Origin of the sequence: Allobosea sp. (genome assembly GCF_035944895.1) — a bacterium.
Taxonomy (GTDB): Bacteria; Pseudomonadota; Alphaproteobacteria; order Rhizobiales; family Beijerinckiaceae; genus Allobosea.
In genome coordinates this window covers 421,329-440,676 of sequence record NZ_DASZAT010000008.1, presented here as the reverse complement: position 1 = coordinate 440,676, position 19,348 = coordinate 421,329, and the positions used below count along the sequence as shown (strand labels likewise).

Below are 19,348 nucleotides of genomic sequence, written 5' to 3'. Positions count from 1 at the left end.
CGTGCTGCTGAAGTACATCTTCAAGCGCATCCTGGTGATGATCCCGACGCTGTTCGTCACCAGCGTCCTGATCTTCACCGTGATCAACCTCCCCGAGGGCGACTATTTCGAGACGATGGTCGCCGAGATGCAGGCCCAGGGCGAGAAGGCGGACATGAGCCGCGTCGAGTTCCTGAAGAAGGAATACGGCTTCGACAAGCCGCCGGCCGAGCGCTATTTCTGGTGGGTCGCCGGCCTGCTGCGCGGCGACATGGGCTATTCGTTCGAGTACCAGTTGCCGGTGCGCGACATCGTCGGCGACCGCCTGCTGCTGACGATGATCGTCTCGTTCTTCACCATCATCTTCACCTGGATCGTCGCCTTCCCGATCGGCATCTATTCGGCGACGCACCAGTACAGCTGGGGCGATTACGGCCTCACCTTCATCGGCATGCTCGGCCTCGCCATACCGCATTTCCTGCTGGCGCTGATCTTTCTCTATTTCGCCAATATCTGGTTCGGCACCTCGATCGGCGGCCTTGTCGATCCGCAATATCTCAACCAGCCGATGAGCTGGGCCAAGTTCAAATCGGTGCTGGAGCACCTCTGGATCCCCGTGATCATCATCGGCGCCGGTGGCACTGCCGGCATGATCCGCAAGCTGCGTGCCAACCTGCTCGACGAGTTGCAGAAGCAGTACTACGTCACCGCCCGCGCCAAGGGCCTGCCGCCCGGCAAGGCCCTGCGCAAATATCCGCTGCGCATGGCGCTCAACTTCTTCATCTCGGATATCGGCGACATCCTGCCCTCGATCGTCTCCGGGGCCGAGATCGTCGCTATCGTGCTTTCGCTCCAGACCACCGGCCCGCTGCTGATCCGGGCGCTGCAGAGCCAGGACATGTATCTCGCCGGCTCCTTCCTGATGTTCCTGTCCTTCCTGACCGTGATCGGCGTGCTGATCTCCGACATCGCGCTCGCCATCCTCGATCCGCGCATCCGCTTGCAGGGGACGGCGACCAAGTGACGACGCCTCCCGCCCCGCAGGCCTCCGAGCCGCTGCCGCATCGCTGGTCGACCGCGCCGTTCGAGCCCTATGCGATCGAGAAGATGTCGCCCGAGCAGGAGCGGGTCTATCTCGCGCCGCAATGGAAGCTGATGTGGTGGAAATTCCGCAAGCACAGGCTCGCGGTGATCTCCGGCGTTGTCATCCTGCTGATGTACCTGTCGGTCGCGATCTGCGAGTTCCTGGCGCCCTATCACTACACGACACGCAACACCGACTTCATCCGCGCCCCGCGGCAGGAGCTGCATCTCTTCCACGAGGGCAGCTTCATCGGGCCCTTCGTCTACCCGTATGTCCAGCGCCTCAACATGGAGAACCTGAAGCGCGAATATGACGTCGACGAAACCAGGCCGCAGAAGCTTCGTTTCTTATGCCGCGCCGACTCCTATGAGTTCTGGGGGCTGTTTCCCGGCAATCTCCATTTGGTCTGCCCGCCCGAGGGCGGCACGCTCTATCTGCTCGGCACCGACCGGCTCGGGCGAGACATGTTCTCGCGCATCCTCTATGGCGGGCGGATCTCGCTGACCATCGGCCTGCTCGGCGTCAGCGTCTCCTTCGTGCTCGGCATCATCATCGGCGGCATCGCCGGCTACTATGGCGGCAAGGTCGACCTGATCGTCCAGCGCATCATCGAGATCGTGCAGTCGCTGCCGCATATCCCGCTCTGGCTGGCGCTCGGCGCGATCATGCCGCCCTCCTGGAGCCCGCTGCTGGTCTATTTCGGCATCACCGTGATCCTCGGCCTGATGGACTGGACCGGGCTTGCCCGGGCCGTGCGCTCGAAGCTGCTGGCGCTGCGCGAGGAGGACTATGTCGTCGCCGCGCAATTGATGGGCGCCAAGCCGGCCCGCATCATCGGCCTGCATCTCGTACCCGGCTTCATGAGCCATCTCATCGCCGCCGCGACGATCACCATCCCCAAGACCATCCTGGGCGAGACCGCGCTGTCCTTCCTCGGCCTCGGCCTGCGACCGCCCATCACAAGCTGGGGCGTGATGCTGAACGAGGCGCAGAACATCAATGTCGTCGCGCTCTACCCCTGGCTGCTCTACCCGTGCGTCCCGGTAATCGTCATCATCCTCGCCTTCAACTTCCTCGGCGACGGTCTGCGCGACGCGGCCGATCCCTACCGCTGACGCCTGCCCGTCAATCGCAAGACCCATCGTGAAGATCGCCTTCCATACGCCCCTGAACCGCTATGGCGACGGCGCCCCCTCCGGCGATCGGCTGATGGCGCGCCAGCTGGTGACGCTGCTGGAGGATCTCGGCCATGCCGTCGAGATTATCCCGGCCGAGCGCAGCTTCATGCGCGAGCCCGACGCGGCGCTGCTTGCCGCCCATAAGGCTGCCGCGCAAAGCGTGGTCACCTCGCTGTCGGAGCGATGGCAAGCGCAGGAAGCCCGGCCCGACCTCATCTTCACCTATCACTGCCACTATCGCGCCCCGGATCTGATCGGCCCTGCTTTGGCCGATCGCTTCGCCCTGCCCTACCTCGTCGCCGAGGCCAGCGATGCCCAGAAGCGGTTCGACGGCCCCTGGGCCGAGGCGGCTTCACTTGCCCGTAAGGCGATCCTGCATGCCGACCTGCATCTCTGCATGACCAAACGCGACCGCGAGGGGCTCGCCCGGCTCATCCCCGAGCCGGAGCACCTCGTCGATCTGCCGCCCTTCCTGCTCGGTGTCGAAGAAATTCCGGAGCATTCCATAGCTCTTCGCGACGGAAACAAACCGGTACGGCTGATCGCCGTCGCGATGATGCGCCAGGGCAACAAGGCCGCCTGCTATCTCTTCCTCGCCCGGACGCTCGCCGTCATCACCAACCTGCCCTGGACGCTGACGCTGATCGGCGACGGCCCCGAGCGTTCCGTCATCGAAGCCGCCTTTGCCGGCTTTCCGCCGGGGCGCATCCACTTCCTGGGGCGGCGCGAGCGGATCGACATCCTCGCCGAGCTCGCGACGCACGATCTCTTCGTCTGGCCCGGGCTGAACGAGGCCTATGGCGTGGTCTATCTGGAGGCACAGGCCGCCGGGCTTGCCGTTGTGGCGCTGGACAGCGGCGGCGTGCCTGCCGTCGTGGCGCGCGATCGCACCGCACTGCTCACCCCCGATGGCGACGAGGCCACGCTGGCGGCTACGATCGCGCGGCTGGTCAAAGATTCCGGCCTGCGCACCCGCATGGGCGCGGCGGCACGCTTGTTTGCGCGCCAGGAACGGAATGGCGACAGCGCCCGAAGAATCCTCGCCAGCGCGCTGGGCACCGCCATCGCCCGGCACGGCCGCAAAGCCTTGGAGACGGTATTGTGACCGAGGATGCGGCCTGGTCCGCCCTCTTCGCCGAGCTCGACCGCTGGGCACACGCCGGCAAGCGCCTTGAGCTCTGGCTGCGCGACGACGACGCGACCGAGCCGAGCGACCAGCTCGACCGGCTCGCCGATCTCGCCGGGCGCTTCACGATCCCTGTACTGCTCGCCTCGATCCCGCTGCAGGCACAGGAAACGCTGGCGAAGCGGCTCGAGACCGCGCCGCTTCTACTGCCCTGCCAGCATGGCACCTGGCATCGCAACCATGCCCCGACCGGCGAGAAGAAGAGCGAGTTCGGCCTTCACCGGCCAACTGCCGACATCGCCGCCGAGATCGCAGCCGGTCGGCAGCGCCTTCGGGACTTGTTCGGTCACTCCTTCCTTTCTGTCTTCGTGCCGCCGTGGAATCGCATTCATCCGGAGATCGCGGCGGAACTGCCCGGCCTCGGCTTCGCCGGCCTGTCCTGCTTCCGCAATTTCGCGCTCGGCCCCGCCGGCGGCCCGCGCCTCGTCAACACCGATCTCGACCTGATCGACTGGCATCATGGCCGCGTCGGCCGGCAACCCGACAACCTCCTGGCCGAGATGGTGCAATTGCTCGCCGACCGGCAGATGAAGCCGCAACCGCGCCAGCCTTTCGGCCTGCTGCTGCACCATCACGATCACGACAGCACCACGTGGAGCTTCCTCACGAATCTGCTGTCACGGCTGTCTGGTCACGCAGCCGTCGCATTCTCCGGTCCCGATACGCTCTTCGACGCGGCAACCTACTTGGATTGACGCGCCGGCAGCGCTATGGTTTTCGGCAGTTTCGGGTGCGTTCTGGCGTCCCCCGAAGGCCATCTGACCTTCAAGCAGAGGACGCGACGCTCGCATGGGGCTCAGTCTGATCGACGATAGCGGGGCGCGCCGCCCGCCATGCAGCCCGCATGCGCCGCGCGTCCTGATCTATAGCCACGACACCTTCGGTCTCGGCCATATCCGCCGCTGCCGGGCGATCGCCAATTCGCTGGTCGCGAGCTATCCTCATATATCAGTGATCATCGTCTCCGGCTCGTCGATGATCTCCAGTTTCCAGTTCGGCGACGGCGTCGACTATGTCCGTATTCCCGGCATCGAGAAGCAGAGCGACGGGCGCTACCTGCCGCATCATCTCAATCTCGAGCTCGCCGATACGATCCGCCTGCGCACCGACCTGATCAAGCAGACGGTGCTGTCCTTCGACCCGGACATCGTCATTGTCGACAAGGAGCCGATCGGCCTGCGTGGCGAGCTCATCCCCTCGCTCGAGATTCTGCGCCGGCGTGGCGCCCGCATCGTACTCGGCGTGCGCGACGTGCTCGACGAGCCGGCCAAGCTGCATGAGGAGTGGCGCCAGAGTGGCGCGCTCGACGCGCTGGCTACTGTCTATGACGACATCTGGGTCTACGGGCTGGACAGCATCTACCGGCCGCTCGACGGCCTGCCGAACCAGCATCTCTTCGCCAGCAAGATCCGCTATACCGGCTATCTCAAGCGCGCCGTGCCCTCGCCCATGCCGCCGAACCGGCATCCGCGCATCACCAAGGGCCCGTTCATCCTGGTGACCCCGGGCGGCGGCGGCGACGGCGCCGGCGTGATCGACTGGGTGATCTCAGCCTATGAGACCGATCCGACCATCGAATTGCCGGCGCTGATCGTCTTCGGCCCATTCCTGTCGCGGGAGAAGCGCAAGGAGTTCACCGATCGCATCGCCAGGCTGCCCAAACTGGAGAGCATCGGCTTCGAGCCACGCCTCGAACTCTTGATGAACCGGGCGCACTGCGTCGTCGCCATGGGCGGCTACAACACCTTCTGCGAGATCCTCTCCTTCGATAAGCCGGCGCTGATCGTGCCGCGCGTCCGGCCCCGCCTGGAGCAGGCGATCCGGGCCGAGCGCGCCGACAATCTGCGCCTGATCGACGTGCTGTTCGACCCGACCCAGACCGGCGCGAGCACGCGCGATCCGCTCGAGATGGCCAAGGCGCTGCATGCGCTGCCCAAGCGCCTGCCGCCCTCTCAGGCTTTCCTGCCGGATCTGCTCGACGGTCTGCCGGCGATCAACCGCGCACTCGCCGACGATCTCTCGCTGCCGGTCCGCGGCCGGGCCCTGGCCCAGAACGCCGCCGCCGGCTGATCGAAAAAGGCGGCCCCTGCGCATCATTGCGCGCAAGGCGCGATGGACAGGGCCGGCGAAGCTCATAATATATCAGGAGCTTTGCCGGGAGACGCCGCCATGACGCAGGTTCTGTTCCGCAATTTCGCAATGCTGGAGCCCGATCATGGCGAGCTGCGTGGGGGGCACGAGCTGCTTGTCGAAGGCGAGCTGATCCGCGAGGTCTCGGACAAGCCGATCAAGGCCGACAAGGCCACCGTGATCGATTGCGGTGGGCGCACCCTGATGCCCGGCCTGATCGACAGCCATGTCCACGTCATGCTGTCGGAAGTCTCGATCCCGCTGTTGGAAAAGGTGCCGCTGACGCTGGCCACTGCCCGCGCCGCCCGCCTGATGAAGGGCATGATCGACCGTGGCTTCACCTCGGTGCGCGATACCGGCGGCGCCGACTGGGGCATCAAGGAAGCGGTCGAGAAGGGCGACGTCCCCGGCCCGCGCCTGTTCATCGCCGGCGCCGCGATCGGCCCGACCGGTGGCCATAGCGACCCGCGCCGGCGCACCGATTTCGGCGCCCGCTGCCATTGCTGCAACGCCATGGCCTATACGATGAACGTCTCCGACGGCGTCTCCTCCGTGATCAAGTCGACGCGCGAGCAGATGCGACTCGGGGCCGATCACATCAAGATCATGATGTCGGGCGGCGTCGCCTCGCCTTACGATCCGCTCGACTCCATGCAGTTCACGGTCGAGGAGGTCACGGCTGCCGTTACCGAGGCCAAGGCCTTCGGCCGCTATGTCTGCGCCCACGCCTATACGCCCGAAGCCATCACCCGCGCTGCGCAATGCGGCGTGCGCGCCATCGAGCACGGCAACCTGATCGACGAGGCCTCGGCCAAATTGATGGCTGAGAACAACATGTTCCTGACCGCCAACCTCGTCGCCTATTACGCGATGCGCGAGCGCGCCGCCGAATTCGGCATGAATGCCGACATGCTCGCCAAGAACGATCTCGTCATCGACGGCGGCCTGAAATCCCTCGAGATCTGCAAGCGTGCCGGCGTCCCCGTCGCCTATGGCTCGGACCTGCTCGGCCAGCTCCAGATCGATCAGTCGCGCGAATTCCTGCTGCGCCGCGAGGTGCTGTCGCCGATCGAGATCATCCGCTCGGCCACCACGATCGGCGCGCAGTTGCTGCGCATGGACGGCAAGCTCGGCACGCTGCGTGCAGGGGCCTATGCGGATATCATCCTGGTCGACGGCGATCCGCTGAAAAACCTGGAGCTGTTCCAGGACCAGGGCGCGAAGCTGCCAGTGATCATGAAGGGTGGCGCGTTCCACAAGAATACGCTGCATTGAGAGCGAGCACATCGAGAGCAAGCACATGGCGATGAAGAGGGCAGCAATTTGAGCGCCGCACGCTTGAGCCTGGGACGTCTGGCGCTGAATGGCGCCGCCACGCTCTCGCTCGGCTTCATCCTGCTGCCGCTGTTCTTCGTCTTCTGGCTCGCCTTCTTCCGGCAGGAGATCCCGTCCTTCCCGCCGGAAGGCTATTCGCTGAAATGGTTCCAGGCGGCGGCGAACAACAAGCCCTTCGTCGACGGCTTCCTGCTCAGTCTCCAGGTCGGCGTGTCTGCAACCCTGATCGGGCTCGTGCTCGGTGTGCCCGCCAGCCTCGCATTGATGCGCCATCGCATCGCGCTCGGGCCCGCGATCAACACGCTTCTGCTGCTGCCGCTGGTGATGCCCGGCATCGTGCTCGGCACCTCGCTCTATGTCTTCCAGATCGAGACCGAGATCGCCACCGGCCTGCCGGTGATGGGCTCGGCCGGCGGCCTCGTCGCCGCCCACAGCCTCGTCGTCATCCCCTGGGTGGTGAAGCTGGTCACCGCCAGCCTCGCCGGCTTCGACCGCACCATCGAAGAGGCCGCTCAGAATCTGGGCGCCGGCCCCTGGACGACCTTTCGCCGCGTCACCCTGCCGAGCATCCGGCCCGGCCTCGTCGCCGGCTCGCTGTTCGGCTTCGTCACTTCCTTCGGCAATCTCGAGATGAGCCTGTTCCTGGTCGGGCCGGGCCGCACGACGCTGCCTATCGCGATCCTGCAATACCTCGAATGGAAGATCGACCCGACGGTCGCGGCCGCCTCGGTCATCCAGATCGTCCTGATCGGAGCGGCGATGATCGTCACCGACCGTTACGTCAAGCTGAGCCGGGTGGTCTGAACATGGCGAAGCTCTCGATCGAGCATCTGCGCAAGGTCTATGGCGAATTCACCGCCGTCGACGATTGCAGCATCGACATCGCCGAGGGCGAATTCCTCGTCCTGCTCGGCCCCTCCGGCTGCGGCAAGACCACGACCTTGCGTATGGTCGCCGGCTTCATCCAGCCGACCGCAGGCAAGATCACCATCGGCGAGCGCGACGTCACCACCCTGCCGCCCTGGAAGCGCAATTGCGGCCTGGTCTTCCAGTCCTACGCGCTCTTCCCGCACATGACGGTCGCCGAGAACGTCGCCTTCGGGCTGGAGATGCGCAAGATCGCGCCGGCCGATCGCGGCCCCCGTGTCACCGAGGCGTTGCGGCTCGTGCGCCTGACCGGCCTCGACGAGCGCTACCCGCGCCAGCTCTCCGGCGGCCAGCAGCAGCGTGTCGCGCTGGCGCGCGCGCTCGCCGTGGAGCCCGACGTCCTGCTGCTCGACGAGCCGCTCTCCAATCTCGACGCCAAATTGCGCCAGGAGGTCCGCGTCGAGATCCGCGACCTGCAACGCAAGCTCGGCCTGACCACCATCATGGTCACGCACGATCAGGAGGAGGCCCTCACCATGGCCGATCGGCTGGTGGTGATGGAAAAGGGCAAGGTCCGCCAGATCGGCACGCAGCGCGAGCTCTACGAGAAACCGGCAGACCGTTTCGTCGCCGGCTTCATCGGTCGCAGTGCCTTCCTCGATGGCGAGGCCGCAGACGGGCGCTTCCGCAGCGGCGGCGGGCTCGACATCCACTGCAAGGCGGCCGCAGCAGGACCGGCGACGCTGGCGCTGCGGCCCGAACGCCTCGCTATCGGCGCGGAGGCCGAGAGCTGCGCCAACCGCTTCCCGGCCCGAATCGAGCACGTCTCCTATCTCGGTGCGCTGCTCGATATCGACGTCCGGCTGACCGAGCAGGACCGGATCCTGCTGCAATTGCCCAACCGTCCCGGTACGGCCGAGCCGAAGCCGGGCGACATGATCACGATAGGCTGGGCCGAAGACGCCGGGCTCGTCTATCCGCGCGAGCCTTGAAACCGCTCGACGGGCGTCCAACAGGGGAACGAACATGAAAAAGATCGACAGACGCGACGTCCTGAAGGGCCTGGCTGCTGGTGCCGGCGCCGCGGTCGCCATGCCCGCGCTCGGCGGACGGGCGCAGGCGCAATCCGGCGGCAAGGTCGTGGTCGGCACCTGGGGCGGCGACTATGCCCGCCTGCTGACCAAGAACATCGAGGATCCCCTGCTGAAGCCGAAGGGCCTCGAAGTGGTGCAGGACCAGGCCGGCGACGCGCCGCGCCGGGCCAAGATGGTCGCCGAACGCCGCCTGCCGCGCGGCACGGTCGACATCCAGGGTTTCTCGGCCGCCAACATGTTCGAGATGAACGAGGCTGGCGTCGCGGAGACGCTCGACTATTCCAAGATCCCGAACGCCAAGAACCTGCTGCCGACGATGAAGTACCCGTACGGAATCGGGCACATCTATTCCGGCAACGTCGTCATCTACAATCCCAAGCTGATCAGCCCAGCCCCGGCCGGCTTCAAGGACTGGCTCGACCCGAAATGGGGCAACAAGATCGGCTTCATCGACATCCAGTACCAGGCGATCATGATCGCCGCCTCGATGGCCGCCACCAATGGCGCCAGCATGAACGACATCGAGAAGGCCAAGGAGGTCCTGCTCGCGGTCAAGAAGGCCGGCGCGCGCGTCTATCCGACCAACGAGGCCTTCGCCCAGGCGATGAAGAACGAGGAGGTCGGCATCAGCGCGATCTGGAAGGCGCGCGTGGTGCAATGGCAGAACGCCGGCATCCCCTGCGAGGCCGTCTCCCCGGTCGAGGGCATCCCGGCCTATGTCTCCGGCTTCGTCATCGCCAAGAACGCGCCGAACAAGGACAATGCCTACGCCTATATGAACGCCATGCTGGCCAAGGAGCCGCAGGAGGCCTTCGCCGTTGACATGGGCTATAACGGCACGGTCTCCGGCCTTTCCGTCGCGCCCGATCTGCAAAAGCGCATCGGCTTCACCCCCGATGAAGAGAAGCGCATCAAGGATCTCGACTACGCCTTCCTCGCCAAGAACGACTCCGCGATGAAAGAATGGTGGGACAAGGTGTTCAAGGGGTGAGCGCAGCTCCCGAACCAGTCGCGGGTGCACGCACCAGCCTTGCCGGGATGCTCGTCGTCCCGGCAACGATCTTCGTCGCGATCGGGCTGATCGGCCCGATCGCGATCCTGTTCCGCTACTCGCTCAACCAGTTCATTCCCGGCCAGTTCATGGTCGACGGGCTGACGATCGAGAACTACGTCAAGTTCTTCACCGACGCCTTCTATCTCAACGTGCTCTGGCGCACGGTCCGCGTCGCGGTGATCTGCACGATCATCTGCCTGATCATGGGCTTCCCCCTCGCCTATGTGCTGGCGCGCACGCAGAGCCGCTTCAAGAACCTCCTGATCATGCTGGTGGTGCTGCCGCTCTTCGTCGGCAACGCCGTGCGCGCCGCCGGCTGGATGACCGCCTTCGGCAGCAAGGGGGCGCTCAACGCCTCGCTGATGGGCCTGGGGGTCATCGACCAGCCGCTCGAGATCATGTTCACCGAGACCGCCGTGATCATCGGCATCATCGCGGTCAACCTGCCCTTCATGGTGCTGACCCTGCAGAGCGTGATCGAGGGCATCAACCGCAATGTCGAGGAGGCCGCCTTCAGCCTCGGCGCCGGCCCGACGGCGATGTTCCGCCGCGTGCTCTGGCCGCTCGCCATGCCCGGCATCCTCGCCGGCACGATCCTGACCTTCATCCTGGCGATGAACGCCTATGCCACGCCGGTCCTGCTCGGCGGCCCGAAATTCCAGACCATGGGCCCGCTGGTCTACGGCCAGTTCGCCCAGCAGAACAACTGGCCCTTCGGTGGTGCCATCTCCTTCATCCTGATGACGGCGACGCTGCTGCTCACTATCGCCGCCAACCTGATCGTGCAGCGGCGCTATCGCTAGTCCGGGACGTTCTCCACGGCTGTGGCGCTTCGCCGCCGTGGCCATGCTGGTCAACCGCCCTCGCGAGGATTAAAGCACGGCGATGAACGTCTCCTCCGCCATCGTCCCGATCGCCGTCGGCGCCGTTGCCGTCGTCCTGCTGCTCGGCCTGGTCAACATGCTGCGCGGCGGCAGCGCCAACACCTCGCAGAGGCTGATGCGGCTGCGCGTCGTGCTGCAGTTCATCGCGATCCTGGTGATCCTCGGCGTGCTCTGGTGGCGCGCCGGCTGACCATTCCGCGGTGCGCAAGGGCGCCCTCGTCACATTGCGGCCACCTCTCTCTGCCCTTTACCAATCCTTAAAATCTCGCCGAAAGCCCAAGTCGCCCTCATGGTTCGCGTTGCGTCGCTGTTCGCTGTCCTCACGGTCCTGTCCGCGCCCGCATTGGCGCAGGGCGACCGCGCCGGCAGCCGCGCGCTCGGCTATGCCCCGGCGACGGAAGCGCCCGCTCCCGCCTGGGAGGCGCGCTTCGGTCTCGGCGCGGCCAATCCCGGCGGGCGCGAGAGCGGGCTTCTGAACTTCGGCGGCGAGCTCCTCACGCCCCGTATCGCCACGCTGAACGATCGCTTCGCCAACGCCTTCGTGCCGCGCTTCCATCTCGGCTCCAGCCTCAACGTCAACGGCACGCAATACGCCTATGCCGGCGCGACCTGGACCTTCGACGTCTCGCAATCGGTCTTCCTGGAGGCCAGTCTCGGCGCTGCCGTCAACAACGGGAAGACCGGCGCCGTCATCCCCGAGAATCGCCTGAATCTCGGCTGCAACACCGGCGCGCGCGGCGCCGCCGCTCTAGGCTTCCGCCTCAACGACCGCTGGAGCCTGATCGCGACGCTGGAGCATTTCAGCACCACAGGCTGCTCCGACAATCCGCTCGCCAATGCCGGCAACCCGCGCGGCCCCTCGAATTTCGGCGCCCGTCTCGGCTATACGTTCTGAACCGGCCGCTCGGAGCCGGCTTCTGGCAGGAGGCGGCATCATGAAGCTGCATGGCTATTTCCGCAGTTCGGCCGCCTGGCGCGTGCGCATCGCGCTCAATCTCAAGGGCCTCGACGTCGAGCACGTCTCGCACCATCTGCGCCATGGCGAGCAGCGCGACCCCGCCTATCTCGCCCTCAACCCGCAGGGGCTGGTGCCGACACTGGAGCTCGACGATGGCACGGTGCTGACCCAGTCGCTCGCCATCATCGAATGGCTCGACGAAACCCATCCGGAACCGGCATTGCTGCCGAAGGACCAAATCGGACGAGCCAAGGTCCGCGCCTTCGCCCAGGCGATCGCCTGTGACACCCATCCGGTCCAGAACCTCAAGGTGCTCAACCGGTTGCGCGAGCTCGGCCATGACGGCGACGCGGCCCTGGCCTGGGCAGCGAACGTCAATGTCGACGGGCTCTCAGCCTGCGAGCAACTCGCGGTCGGCAATCCGGGTCCGTTCTGTTTCGGCGACAATCCCAGCCTCGCCGACGTCTGCCTCGTGCCGCAACTTGGCAATGCCAGGCGCTTCAAGGTCGATGTCGCCCGGTTCCCGCGCCTGTTGCGGGCGGAAGCCGCCGCGATGGAACTCGCCGCCTTCCGCGATGCCACGCCCGACCGTCAGGCCGACGCCGAATAGGGTGTCACCAGCGCCGATACGGCCAGGGGCCCCAATACGGGCCATAGAAGCCAGACGCCTCCAACCTGGCCCGGCGCGAGGCCGAGCGGTCGAGATCGACCTCCATCAGGCAATTGGCGAAGCTCTCCGCTCCCGGCTTGAACCCGTAGGAGCGGCAGCGCGCTTCATCGGCGCTGCGCTGTTCGGCCGCGGTCATGCAGCCGCCGAGCGCGGCTGCCAGCCCCAATGCGATGAGCCATGTCGCACGCATCGTCAGATCCTCCAGGCCGTGCGGGATTCGCGGGGATCATGCCATGAAAGCGGCGATCTGGCGTCACCTTTTCAAAGTCGATTGACGAAGCCCCGCTATTTCGGAGGCATTTTCTGTCTTTTCAGAGCGAGGAGGCGAGCCGTCCGACTTCCGCCAGCACGGCTTCGCGCTCGGGGAAGGAGGCACGCGATTCCGTATAGTACGCGGTCACAACCAGAGGCGCCCGGCCCGGCAGCCAGATCACCCCGATATCGTTGGTGGCGTTGTTGTTGCCGGTGCCGGTCTTCTCGCCGATGCGCCAGCCCTTCGGCACGCCAGCCCTCAGGCGCTTGTCACCGGTCTTGTTGGCGACGAGCCAGGCCGTCAATTGCTGGCGCGAGGCCGGCGACAACGCGCCGCCGAGCACGATCTGGCGCAGCACGCCGGCCATTGCGACCGGCGTCGTCGTGTCACGCGGGTCGCCGGGCTTCGCTTCATTGAGATCCGGCTCGCGCCGGTCGAGCCGCGAGGCTGCATCGCCCAGCGAGCGCATATAGTCCGTCAGCCCCTTCGGACCACCGAACGAGTCCAGCAGGAGATTGCCGGCAGTGTTGTCGCTCAGCGTCACCGCCGCATCGCAGAGCTCGATCATGGTCAGGCCCTTCTCGACATGCTTCTCGGTCACCGGCGAATAGGTGATGAGATCGGCCTTGCCGTAGCTCACGCGGCGTTCGAGCTCCTCTTCGCCACCGTCGACCCGTGCCAGCACGCAGGCCGCAGCGACCAGCTTGAACGTACTGCACATGGCAAAGCGCTCCTCGCCGCGATGGGCGACGATGCGGCCATTGCCGCTGTCGAGGACGGCGACGCCGAGCCGCCCGCCATGCTTGCGGTCGAGCGCGAACAGGCCCTCGCGCACCTGGTCTTCGCGCCCCTGTGCCAGGGCCAGCGAGGCACCAAGCATCGGCGCGGTCATCAGCGAGCCGATCAGCAGCTCTCGGCGTCGGATCATCGGTTGTCTCCATGCGCGAGCCAGCGCGCGAGCGGATTGCAGGCGCGGGAGGCAGAAATCAGTTCTGGGGAAAACGCTGCGTTCGACGCAGCGGGGCAGTGCCCGCCGCCGTTCTCGCCGCAAGCTTGCCTAATCGCAAACGATGATATCTCTACGGAGCCATTAGAATTCCTGGGGCTCAGACATGCTTCGTCCGCATCTCCCCTTGAACGCCCTGCGTGCCTTCGAGGCCTCGGCCCGCCATCTCAGCTTCACCAAGGCGGCGATCGAGCTCTGCGTCACCCAGGCCGCGATCAGCCATCAGGTGAAAGGGCTGGAGGAACGGCTCGGCGTCGAGCTCTTCCGCCGCCTGCCGCGTGGCCTTGCCCTGACCGACGAAGGCCGGAGCCTCTTGCCGACGCTGCGCGACAGCTTCGACCGCATCGCCGGGCTGCTCGAGCGCTTCGAGACCGGGCGCCCTGTCGAGGTCCTGAATGTCGGCGCCGTCGGCACCTTCGCGCTCGGCTGGCTGCTGCCACGCCTTGCCGGCTTCCGCGCCGCCCATCCGCAGATCGACCTCAGGCTCACCACCAACAACAACCGGGTCGATCTCGCAGCCGAGGGGCTGGACTACGCCTTGCGCTTCGGCGGCGGTGCCTGGCACGGCACGGCGGCTCAGCGCCTGTTCGAGGCACCGATGACGCCGGTCTGTGCCCCGGTGCTGACCGCAACGCTACACCGGCCGGCCGATCTCGCCGGACATGTCCTGCTGCGCTCCTATCGCGCCGATGAGTGGTCGCTGTGGAGCGAGGCGGCCGGAATCGAGCCGCTGCAGGCGCGCGGGCCGGTCTTCGACAGCTCGATCGCCCTGGCCGAGGTTGCTGCCGCCGGCGAAGGCGTCGCGCTGGTGCCGGCGCTGCTGTTCTCGCGCTATTTCGACGATGGCCGGCTGCTCCGCCCCTTCCCGGTCGAGGTCTCGCTCGGCAGCTACTGGCTGACCTGGCTGCAATCGCGCTCGCTCACCCCGGCCATGCTGGCGTTCCGTGACTGGATTGCGGACGAGGGCCGCAAAGGGATCGCGTCACGAGCGGACTGACCTGCCGAAGCAAAACGGCCGCCCGGTGGGGCGGCCGTCTGTCCCTGAATTCAGGGAGAAAATGGTGGGCGCGACAGGGATCGAACCTGTGACCCCTACGATGTCAACGTAGTGCTCTCCCGCTGAGCTACGCGCCCGTTTCGCCCGAAGGCGTCCGGAACGACACCGGCCCGAGGGCGGCATCGCTGCGAGGTGGAGGGGCTATAGCGGAGGCTTGCGCGCCTTGCAAGGCGCTTCGTCGGCTTCTTTGCAAGAAGCTGTGCCCGACTCCGGCCAAGCCGTCACGCTGCCAGCAGCTTCTCGACCTCGTTGACCAGCTCGCGCAGATGGAAGGGCTTCGACAGCACCTTGGCATCCTTCGGCGTCTGCGAGTCCGGATTGAGCGCCACCGCCGCGAAACCGGTGATGAACATCACCTTGATGTCGGGATCGAGCTCGGTGGCGCGCCGCGCCAGCTCGATTCCGTCCATCTCCGGCATGACGATATCGGTCAGGAGCAACTCGAACGGCTCCTCGCGCAGCCGGTTATAGGCCGATAGCCCGTTGTCGAACGAGGCGACGTCATAGCCTGCATTCTGCAGCGCCTTCACCAGGAAGCGGCGCATGTCGTTATCGTCTTCGGCCAGGAGGATCTTGGTCATGGCGCCTTGCTTCATCCGTGATGTTGCACCGAGCCCACGCCGCCCTGCCCGTTGGCCGGAAGCCGATTCGCTCGTTCGTCGTCCCTCATACCGGGTGGCCGTCCCTGCCATTCCGGGTGTCGCCGGTCCAGCCCGGCGTGAGGCGAACTCGTCGCTCGCACACACCCGGATGGATCAGCCAGTTCTATTTGGCGACATTACGGTAAACAACCAGTGAAGGCTGGCTCGCCGGATGACGAAAGGTCAGGCCTTCAATCAGCGGCAGCTTTGTGCTTGAGTCCGTCGACATGACGCTGACAGCCGGTTTCTCCTTTCCCCGCCCGGACGACGTGATCGCCGAGATCGAGCGGCCGTTCACGCTCCATCAGCCCGCGCTGCAGGTGGTCCCCGTCGTCGTCGACGTGCCCCATGCCGGGCGCCGCTATCCGCGCGCCTTTGTCGAGGGCTCGCGCCTGCCGCTGCGGGCGCTGCGCCGCTCGGAAGACGCCTATGTCGACCTGCTCTTCTCCCATGCGGTCGCGCTCGGCGCGCCCCTGCTCGTCGCCGAGTTCCCGCGCGCTTTTCTCGACGCCAATCGCGAGCCTTATGAGCTCGATCCGCGCATGTTCGAGGGCCGGCTGCCCGGCTTCGCCAATACCCGCTCGCTGCGCGTCGCCGGCGGGCTCGGCACGATCCCGCGCATCGTCGGCGAATCCTATGAGATCTATTCCGGCCGCATTCCGGTCGAGAGTGCGCTCAGCCGGATCGAGGCGCTCTATCGGCCCTATCATGCCGGCCTGCGCCATCTGGTGAACCGCACGCAAGGCAGCTTCGGCAGCTGCATCCTGGTCGACGCCCATTCCATGCCATCGACAGGACTCGACCGCGACGGGCTTGCCAAGGCCGACATCATCCTCGGCGATCGCTTCGGCACCAGCGCCGCGAGCTTCGTAGTGGATGCGGCGGAAGAGGCGTTCGCGCGCGCCGGGCTCACCGTGACCCGCAACCGCCCCTATGCCGGCGGCTTCATCACCGAGCATTACGGCGCGCCCGGCTCCGGCGTGCACGCGCTGCAGATCGAGGTCAGCCGCGGCCTCTACATGAACGAAGCGACGCTCGAGCCGAGCAGCGGCTTTGCGGCGCTTCAGCAGGTGATCGGCGCCGCCATGGCCGAGTGCTTCGCACGCTGGAGCGGCTGGAGCGACGACTGGCGCCAGGCAGCCGAGTAAGCCTTCGATCGGCGCGCGCCCCCGGCAACCCCGAAAAGAAAAAGGGCCGCGCACTTTCGTGGCGGCCCGAAGTCTAGGGAGGAAACGCCCAAGGAGGGCAACGAAGGTTTGAGGTCATCTCCCCTTCGCAGTGCACAATAGCGCATTGCGCTGCAAAAACGCAAGTCCAAACGCAAATCCCGTCATGCATAGAATGCATGACAAGCTACACTATCGTCATAAGCTGACCGATTTCGCTGGACCGACCGAAGCTGAACTGTCCTGAGCTGATCGGTCTTCGCCCCCGGCAGCGCTTGTCATCCCGTGCGCCGCACAGCATGAAGGCGGCAGGCGGGTGGAGCCGAGGGAACCCTGATGAGCGCGGTCGATTTTACGGAATTCGTCTCCCGGCTGGCGACCCTGTCGGGCCAGGCGATCCTGCCCTTCTTCCGCGCCCGGCATACCACCGAGGACAAGTCCGGCGGCGGCGTCTTCGACCCCGTCACCGAGGGCGATCGCGCCGGCGAGGACGTGATGCGCAACCTGATCAAGCGCACCTTCCCGGCCCATGGCATCCTTGGCGAGGAGTTCGGCTCCGAGAATGCCGACGCCGAATATGTCTGGGTGCTCGACCCGATCGACGGCACCCGCGCCTTCATCTCCGGCATTCCGGTCTGGGGCACGCTGATCGGCCTGACCCGCAAGGGCGTGCCGGTCTACGGCATGATGAACCAGCCCTTCACCGGCGAGCGCTTCTCGGGCGATGGCCGCATGGCGCGCTATGAAGGGCCGAACGGGCCGCGCACGCTGCACACCCGCCAGGTGACCGACCTTGCCGAGGCGACGCTGATGACGACGAGCCCGAACCTCTTCGTCGACGGGCAGAAAGCCGCTTACAACCGGGTCGAAAGCGCCGTCCGCATGGCCCGCTATGGCTGCGACTGCTATGCCTATTGCATGCTCGCCTCAGGCCATATCGATCTCGTCGTCGAAAGCGGGCTGAAGCCTTATGACATCGTCGCGCTGATCCCGATCATCGAGGGCGCCGGCGGCATCGTCACCTCATGGGACGGTGGCAGCGCCGCCCAGGGCGGCACCATCCTCGCCGCCGGCAACAAGACCTTGCATCAGGCCGCTCTCGCCCTCCTGAACGGCTGACGTCGGCGCCGGCACCTCGACCGACACATCCTCGCCGGGGATAAAGGCGTCGAAGGCTGCCCAGAACTGCGCCCGGATCGCGTCGGTCTCCATCAGGATCTCATGGCGCGCCGTCGGCAGCACCAGGGCGGAACCCGTCTTGAGCCTCGCCGCGAAGCGCTCGATCGCCGGCGTCGATACCACGGGATCGCGCCCAGCGGCGACGATCAGCGTCGGCACCCTGACCTCCAGCGGCGCGCGCGGCTGCGCCAGCCGGTCCATCAGCTGAAAGGCGGCATGGATCCAGCCGACGCTGGGGTCGCCGATCGCGAGATCGCGCGCCACCGCCGACAAGGCAGCATTGCGGGCATAGCGGACGGGGTCGGAGCTCAGCCTGTTACCCTCGAACGGCTTGGTGCCGATCGCGGTGTCGCCGCCGCCGGGCACGAAGGCCTTGCCGAAGCCGAGCCAGTACAGCACCCGCGCCAGCCAGCGCGCGCCGCGCGGATTCTCGATCATGCCGATGCCGAGCATCGGCGCGATCGCGACCAGCCGCTCCACCGGTAGCGCCTCGCGCCGGGCCGCGTCGAGGCAAAGCGCCGCGCCCATCGAATGCGCCAGGACGAAATAGGGCGGCGGCAGGCGCTCCTGCATCTGCGCCACGACCAGCGCGAGATCCCGCTCGTAATGCACCAACCGGCCGACATGTCCCTTGCGCGGGCGGCTGGTGAAGCGCTGCGAGCCGCCCTGGCCGCGCCAGTCGAAGGTCAGGACATGGAAGCCGCGCCGGCGCAGTTCGGCGATCGTCTCGCTATAGCGCTCGATGAACTCGGCCCGCCCCTGCACGACCAGGACGGTGCCTCTCTCCTTGCGCACGCTCGGCCGCCAGCTCGCCAGGCGCAGCCGCGCTCCGTCGCTGGTCTCTCCGAACCAGACCTTGCCGTGACCGGGCACCGGATAGTCCGGCTGATGGAAGAACTCGGCCTGCGTCATCGGCGCTCCGACGGGTTCGATCGTCCCGTTATGCCCAGCCTGACCCGCTCTTGAAAAGCCGGAAATGCCACCCAGATCATGGTGGCGCAGGCCGTCAAGCGGCTGCGTGAACCCAAACCTGGCCCGCGCTCACGAGGAGGCGGGCTGACACGAATGTCGCTTCCCTTGGAGGACAATCATGCGTTCCTACGATCTTTCCCCGCTCTATCGCTCGACCGTCGGCTTCGACCGCCTGTTCTCGCTGCTCGACCAGGCCACCAATGTCGACAACGCCCCGAGCTATCCGCCCTATAACATCGAGCGCACCGCCGAGAACGCCTATCGCATCTCGATTGCGGTCGCCGGTTTCGGTGAGGCCGACCTCTCGATCGAGAGCAAGGAGAACGCGCTGACCGTTCGCGGCGAGAAGAAAGCCGCCGATGACGAGCAGAAGCGCGAAGTCCTGCACCAGGGCATCGCCGCCCGCGCCTTCGAGCGTCGCTTCCAGCTTGCCGACTATGTCCAGGTCACTGGCGCCAGCCTCGAGAACGGGCTGCTCCATATCGACCTCGTCCGCGAGATCCCCGAGGCCAAGAAGCCGCGCCTGATTCCGATCGGTGGCGGCGCGCCCAAGGTGATCGAGGCCAAGAGGGCCGCGTAACCGGACGGTCGGCGCGAAAGCGCCAGAAGCCTGAAAAGAAAGGAACCTCCCCGGGAAACCGGGGAGGTTCTTTTT

Annotated in this window: 21 protein-coding genes and 1 tRNA gene; 17 read left to right on the top strand and 5 right to left on the bottom strand. The window is 66.2% G+C overall.

Annotated features, from left to right (window positions below; translation table 11 throughout):
- The first annotated feature begins 4 nt into the window (after positions 1-4).
- From VGV58_RS13695 to maiA, 13 genes are all read left to right on the top strand, one after another.
- Positions 5-1,003: an ABC transporter permease gene (locus VGV58_RS13695; RefSeq protein WP_326874928.1), complete on the top strand. Its 999-nt coding sequence runs from the start codon at positions 5-7 to the stop codon at positions 1,001-1,003.
- Positions 1,000-2,178 (top strand): ABC transporter permease, encoded by a 1,179-nt coding sequence (locus tag VGV58_RS13690; protein WP_414643966.1) that lies wholly within the window; start codon positions 1,000-1,002, stop codon positions 2,176-2,178. Before VGV58_RS13695 ends, VGV58_RS13690 begins: the two co-directional genes overlap by 4 nt.
- A gap of 28 nt (positions 2,179-2,206) precedes the next feature.
- On the top strand, positions 2,207-3,346 hold the full coding sequence (locus VGV58_RS13685; RefSeq protein ID WP_326874559.1) for a glycosyltransferase family 4 protein: 1,140 nt from the start codon (positions 2,207-2,209) through the stop codon (positions 3,344-3,346).
- A complete protein-coding gene (locus VGV58_RS13680) occupies positions 3,343-4,122 on the top strand; it encodes a polysaccharide deacetylase family protein (RefSeq protein WP_326874558.1) in 780 nt (259 codons plus the stop codon). The genes VGV58_RS13685 and VGV58_RS13680 overlap by 4 nt, the downstream gene beginning before the upstream one ends.
- A gap of 94 nt (positions 4,123-4,216) precedes the next feature.
- A complete protein-coding gene (locus VGV58_RS13675; protein ID WP_326874557.1) occupies positions 4,217-5,497 on the top strand; it encodes a glycosyltransferase family protein in 1,281 nt (426 codons plus the stop codon).
- Between the two features lie 99 nt (positions 5,498-5,596).
- Positions 5,597-6,832 (top strand): metal-dependent hydrolase family protein, encoded by a 1,236-nt coding sequence (locus VGV58_RS13670; protein ID WP_326874556.1) that lies wholly within the window; start codon positions 5,597-5,599, stop codon positions 6,830-6,832.
- A gap of 63 nt (positions 6,833-6,895) precedes the next feature.
- The gene (locus VGV58_RS13665) at positions 6,896-7,696 is read left to right on the top strand and encodes an ABC transporter permease (protein ID WP_326874555.1); all 801 of its coding nucleotides are present in this window, start codon (positions 6,896-6,898) and stop codon (positions 7,694-7,696) included.
- A gap of 2 nt (positions 7,697-7,698) precedes the next feature.
- The gene (locus VGV58_RS13660; RefSeq protein WP_326874554.1) at positions 7,699-8,751 is read left to right on the top strand and encodes an ABC transporter ATP-binding protein; all 1,053 of its coding nucleotides are present in this window, start codon (positions 7,699-7,701) and stop codon (positions 8,749-8,751) included.
- A 34-nt stretch (positions 8,752-8,785) separates the two neighbouring features.
- Positions 8,786-9,844 carry an ABC transporter substrate-binding protein gene (locus tag VGV58_RS13655; RefSeq protein WP_326874553.1) on the top strand — a complete coding sequence of 353 codons (1,059 nt, stop codon included), beginning with the start codon at positions 8,786-8,788 and terminating at the stop codon, positions 9,842-9,844.
- Positions 9,841-10,710, top strand: a complete 870-nt coding sequence (locus VGV58_RS13650; RefSeq protein WP_326874552.1) for an ABC transporter permease — start codon at positions 9,841-9,843, stop codon at positions 10,708-10,710. The genes VGV58_RS13655 and VGV58_RS13650 overlap by 4 nt, the downstream gene beginning before the upstream one ends.
- Positions 10,711-10,792: 82 nt before the next feature.
- Complete coding sequence (locus VGV58_RS13645; protein WP_152015280.1) at positions 10,793-10,981, top strand: twin transmembrane helix small protein; 189 nt, start codon at positions 10,793-10,795, stop codon at positions 10,979-10,981.
- Between the two features lie 99 nt (positions 10,982-11,080).
- Positions 11,081-11,686, top strand: a complete 606-nt coding sequence (locus VGV58_RS13640; RefSeq protein WP_326874551.1) for an acyloxyacyl hydrolase — start codon at positions 11,081-11,083, stop codon at positions 11,684-11,686.
- A gap of 40 nt (positions 11,687-11,726) precedes the next feature.
- Positions 11,727-12,359 (top strand): maleylacetoacetate isomerase, encoded by a 633-nt coding sequence (gene maiA / locus VGV58_RS13635; RefSeq protein WP_326874550.1) that lies wholly within the window; start codon positions 11,727-11,729, stop codon positions 12,357-12,359.
- 4 nt (positions 12,360-12,363) lie between these two features.
- Here the strand turns inward: maiA and VGV58_RS13630 are convergent, their stop codons facing one another.
- Positions 12,364-12,615, bottom strand: a complete 252-nt coding sequence (locus VGV58_RS13630; protein ID WP_414643982.1) for a hypothetical protein — start codon at positions 12,613-12,615, stop codon at positions 12,364-12,366.
- Positions 12,616-12,730: 115 nt separating this feature from the next.
- Entirely contained in the window at positions 12,731-13,600 is an 870-nt protein-coding gene (gene bla, locus VGV58_RS13625; RefSeq protein WP_326874548.1) for a class A beta-lactamase, read from the bottom strand.
- Positions 13,601-13,784: 184 nt separating this feature from the next.
- On the opposite strand from bla, the gene VGV58_RS13620 reads away from it, so the two are divergent.
- Positions 13,785-14,675 (top strand): LysR family transcriptional regulator, encoded by an 891-nt coding sequence (locus tag VGV58_RS13620; RefSeq protein WP_326874547.1) that lies wholly within the window; start codon positions 13,785-13,787, stop codon positions 14,673-14,675.
- 62 nt (positions 14,676-14,737) lie between these two features.
- Here VGV58_RS13620 and VGV58_RS13615 read toward each other — a convergent pair.
- Together VGV58_RS13615 and cpdR are read right to left on the bottom strand one after the other, a co-directional pair.
- Positions 14,738-14,812: transfer RNA gene (locus VGV58_RS13615), tRNA-Val, on the bottom strand.
- Between the two features lie 144 nt (positions 14,813-14,956).
- On the bottom strand, positions 14,957-15,316 hold the full coding sequence (gene cpdR, locus VGV58_RS13610) for a cell cycle two-component system response regulator CpdR (RefSeq protein WP_038363805.1): 360 nt from the start codon (positions 15,314-15,316) through the stop codon (positions 14,957-14,959).
- 287 nt (positions 15,317-15,603) lie between these two features.
- On the opposite strand from cpdR, the gene VGV58_RS13605 reads away from it, so the two are divergent.
- Together VGV58_RS13605 and hisN are read left to right on the top strand one after the other, a co-directional pair.
- A complete protein-coding gene (locus tag VGV58_RS13605; protein ID WP_326874546.1) occupies positions 15,604-16,524 on the top strand; it encodes an N-formylglutamate amidohydrolase in 921 nt (306 codons plus the stop codon).
- Between the two features lie 354 nt (positions 16,525-16,878).
- Positions 16,879-17,661, top strand: a complete 783-nt coding sequence (gene hisN, locus VGV58_RS13600) for a histidinol-phosphatase (RefSeq protein ID WP_326874545.1) — start codon at positions 16,879-16,881, stop codon at positions 17,659-17,661.
- On the opposite strand, the gene VGV58_RS13595 is transcribed toward hisN, so the two are convergent.
- On the bottom strand, positions 17,566-18,633 hold the full coding sequence (locus VGV58_RS13595; RefSeq protein WP_326874544.1) for an alpha/beta hydrolase: 1,068 nt from the start codon (positions 18,631-18,633) through the stop codon (positions 17,566-17,568). The two genes, hisN and VGV58_RS13595, sit on opposite strands and share 96 nt — an antisense overlap.
- A gap of 178 nt (positions 18,634-18,811) precedes the next feature.
- Between VGV58_RS13595 and VGV58_RS13590 the strand changes: the two genes are divergently transcribed.
- Positions 18,812-19,273, top strand: coding sequence for an Hsp20 family protein (locus VGV58_RS13590; protein ID WP_326874543.1), 462 nt, complete (start codon positions 18,812-18,814; stop codon positions 19,271-19,273).
- The last annotated feature ends 75 nt before the right edge of the window (positions 19,274-19,348 follow it).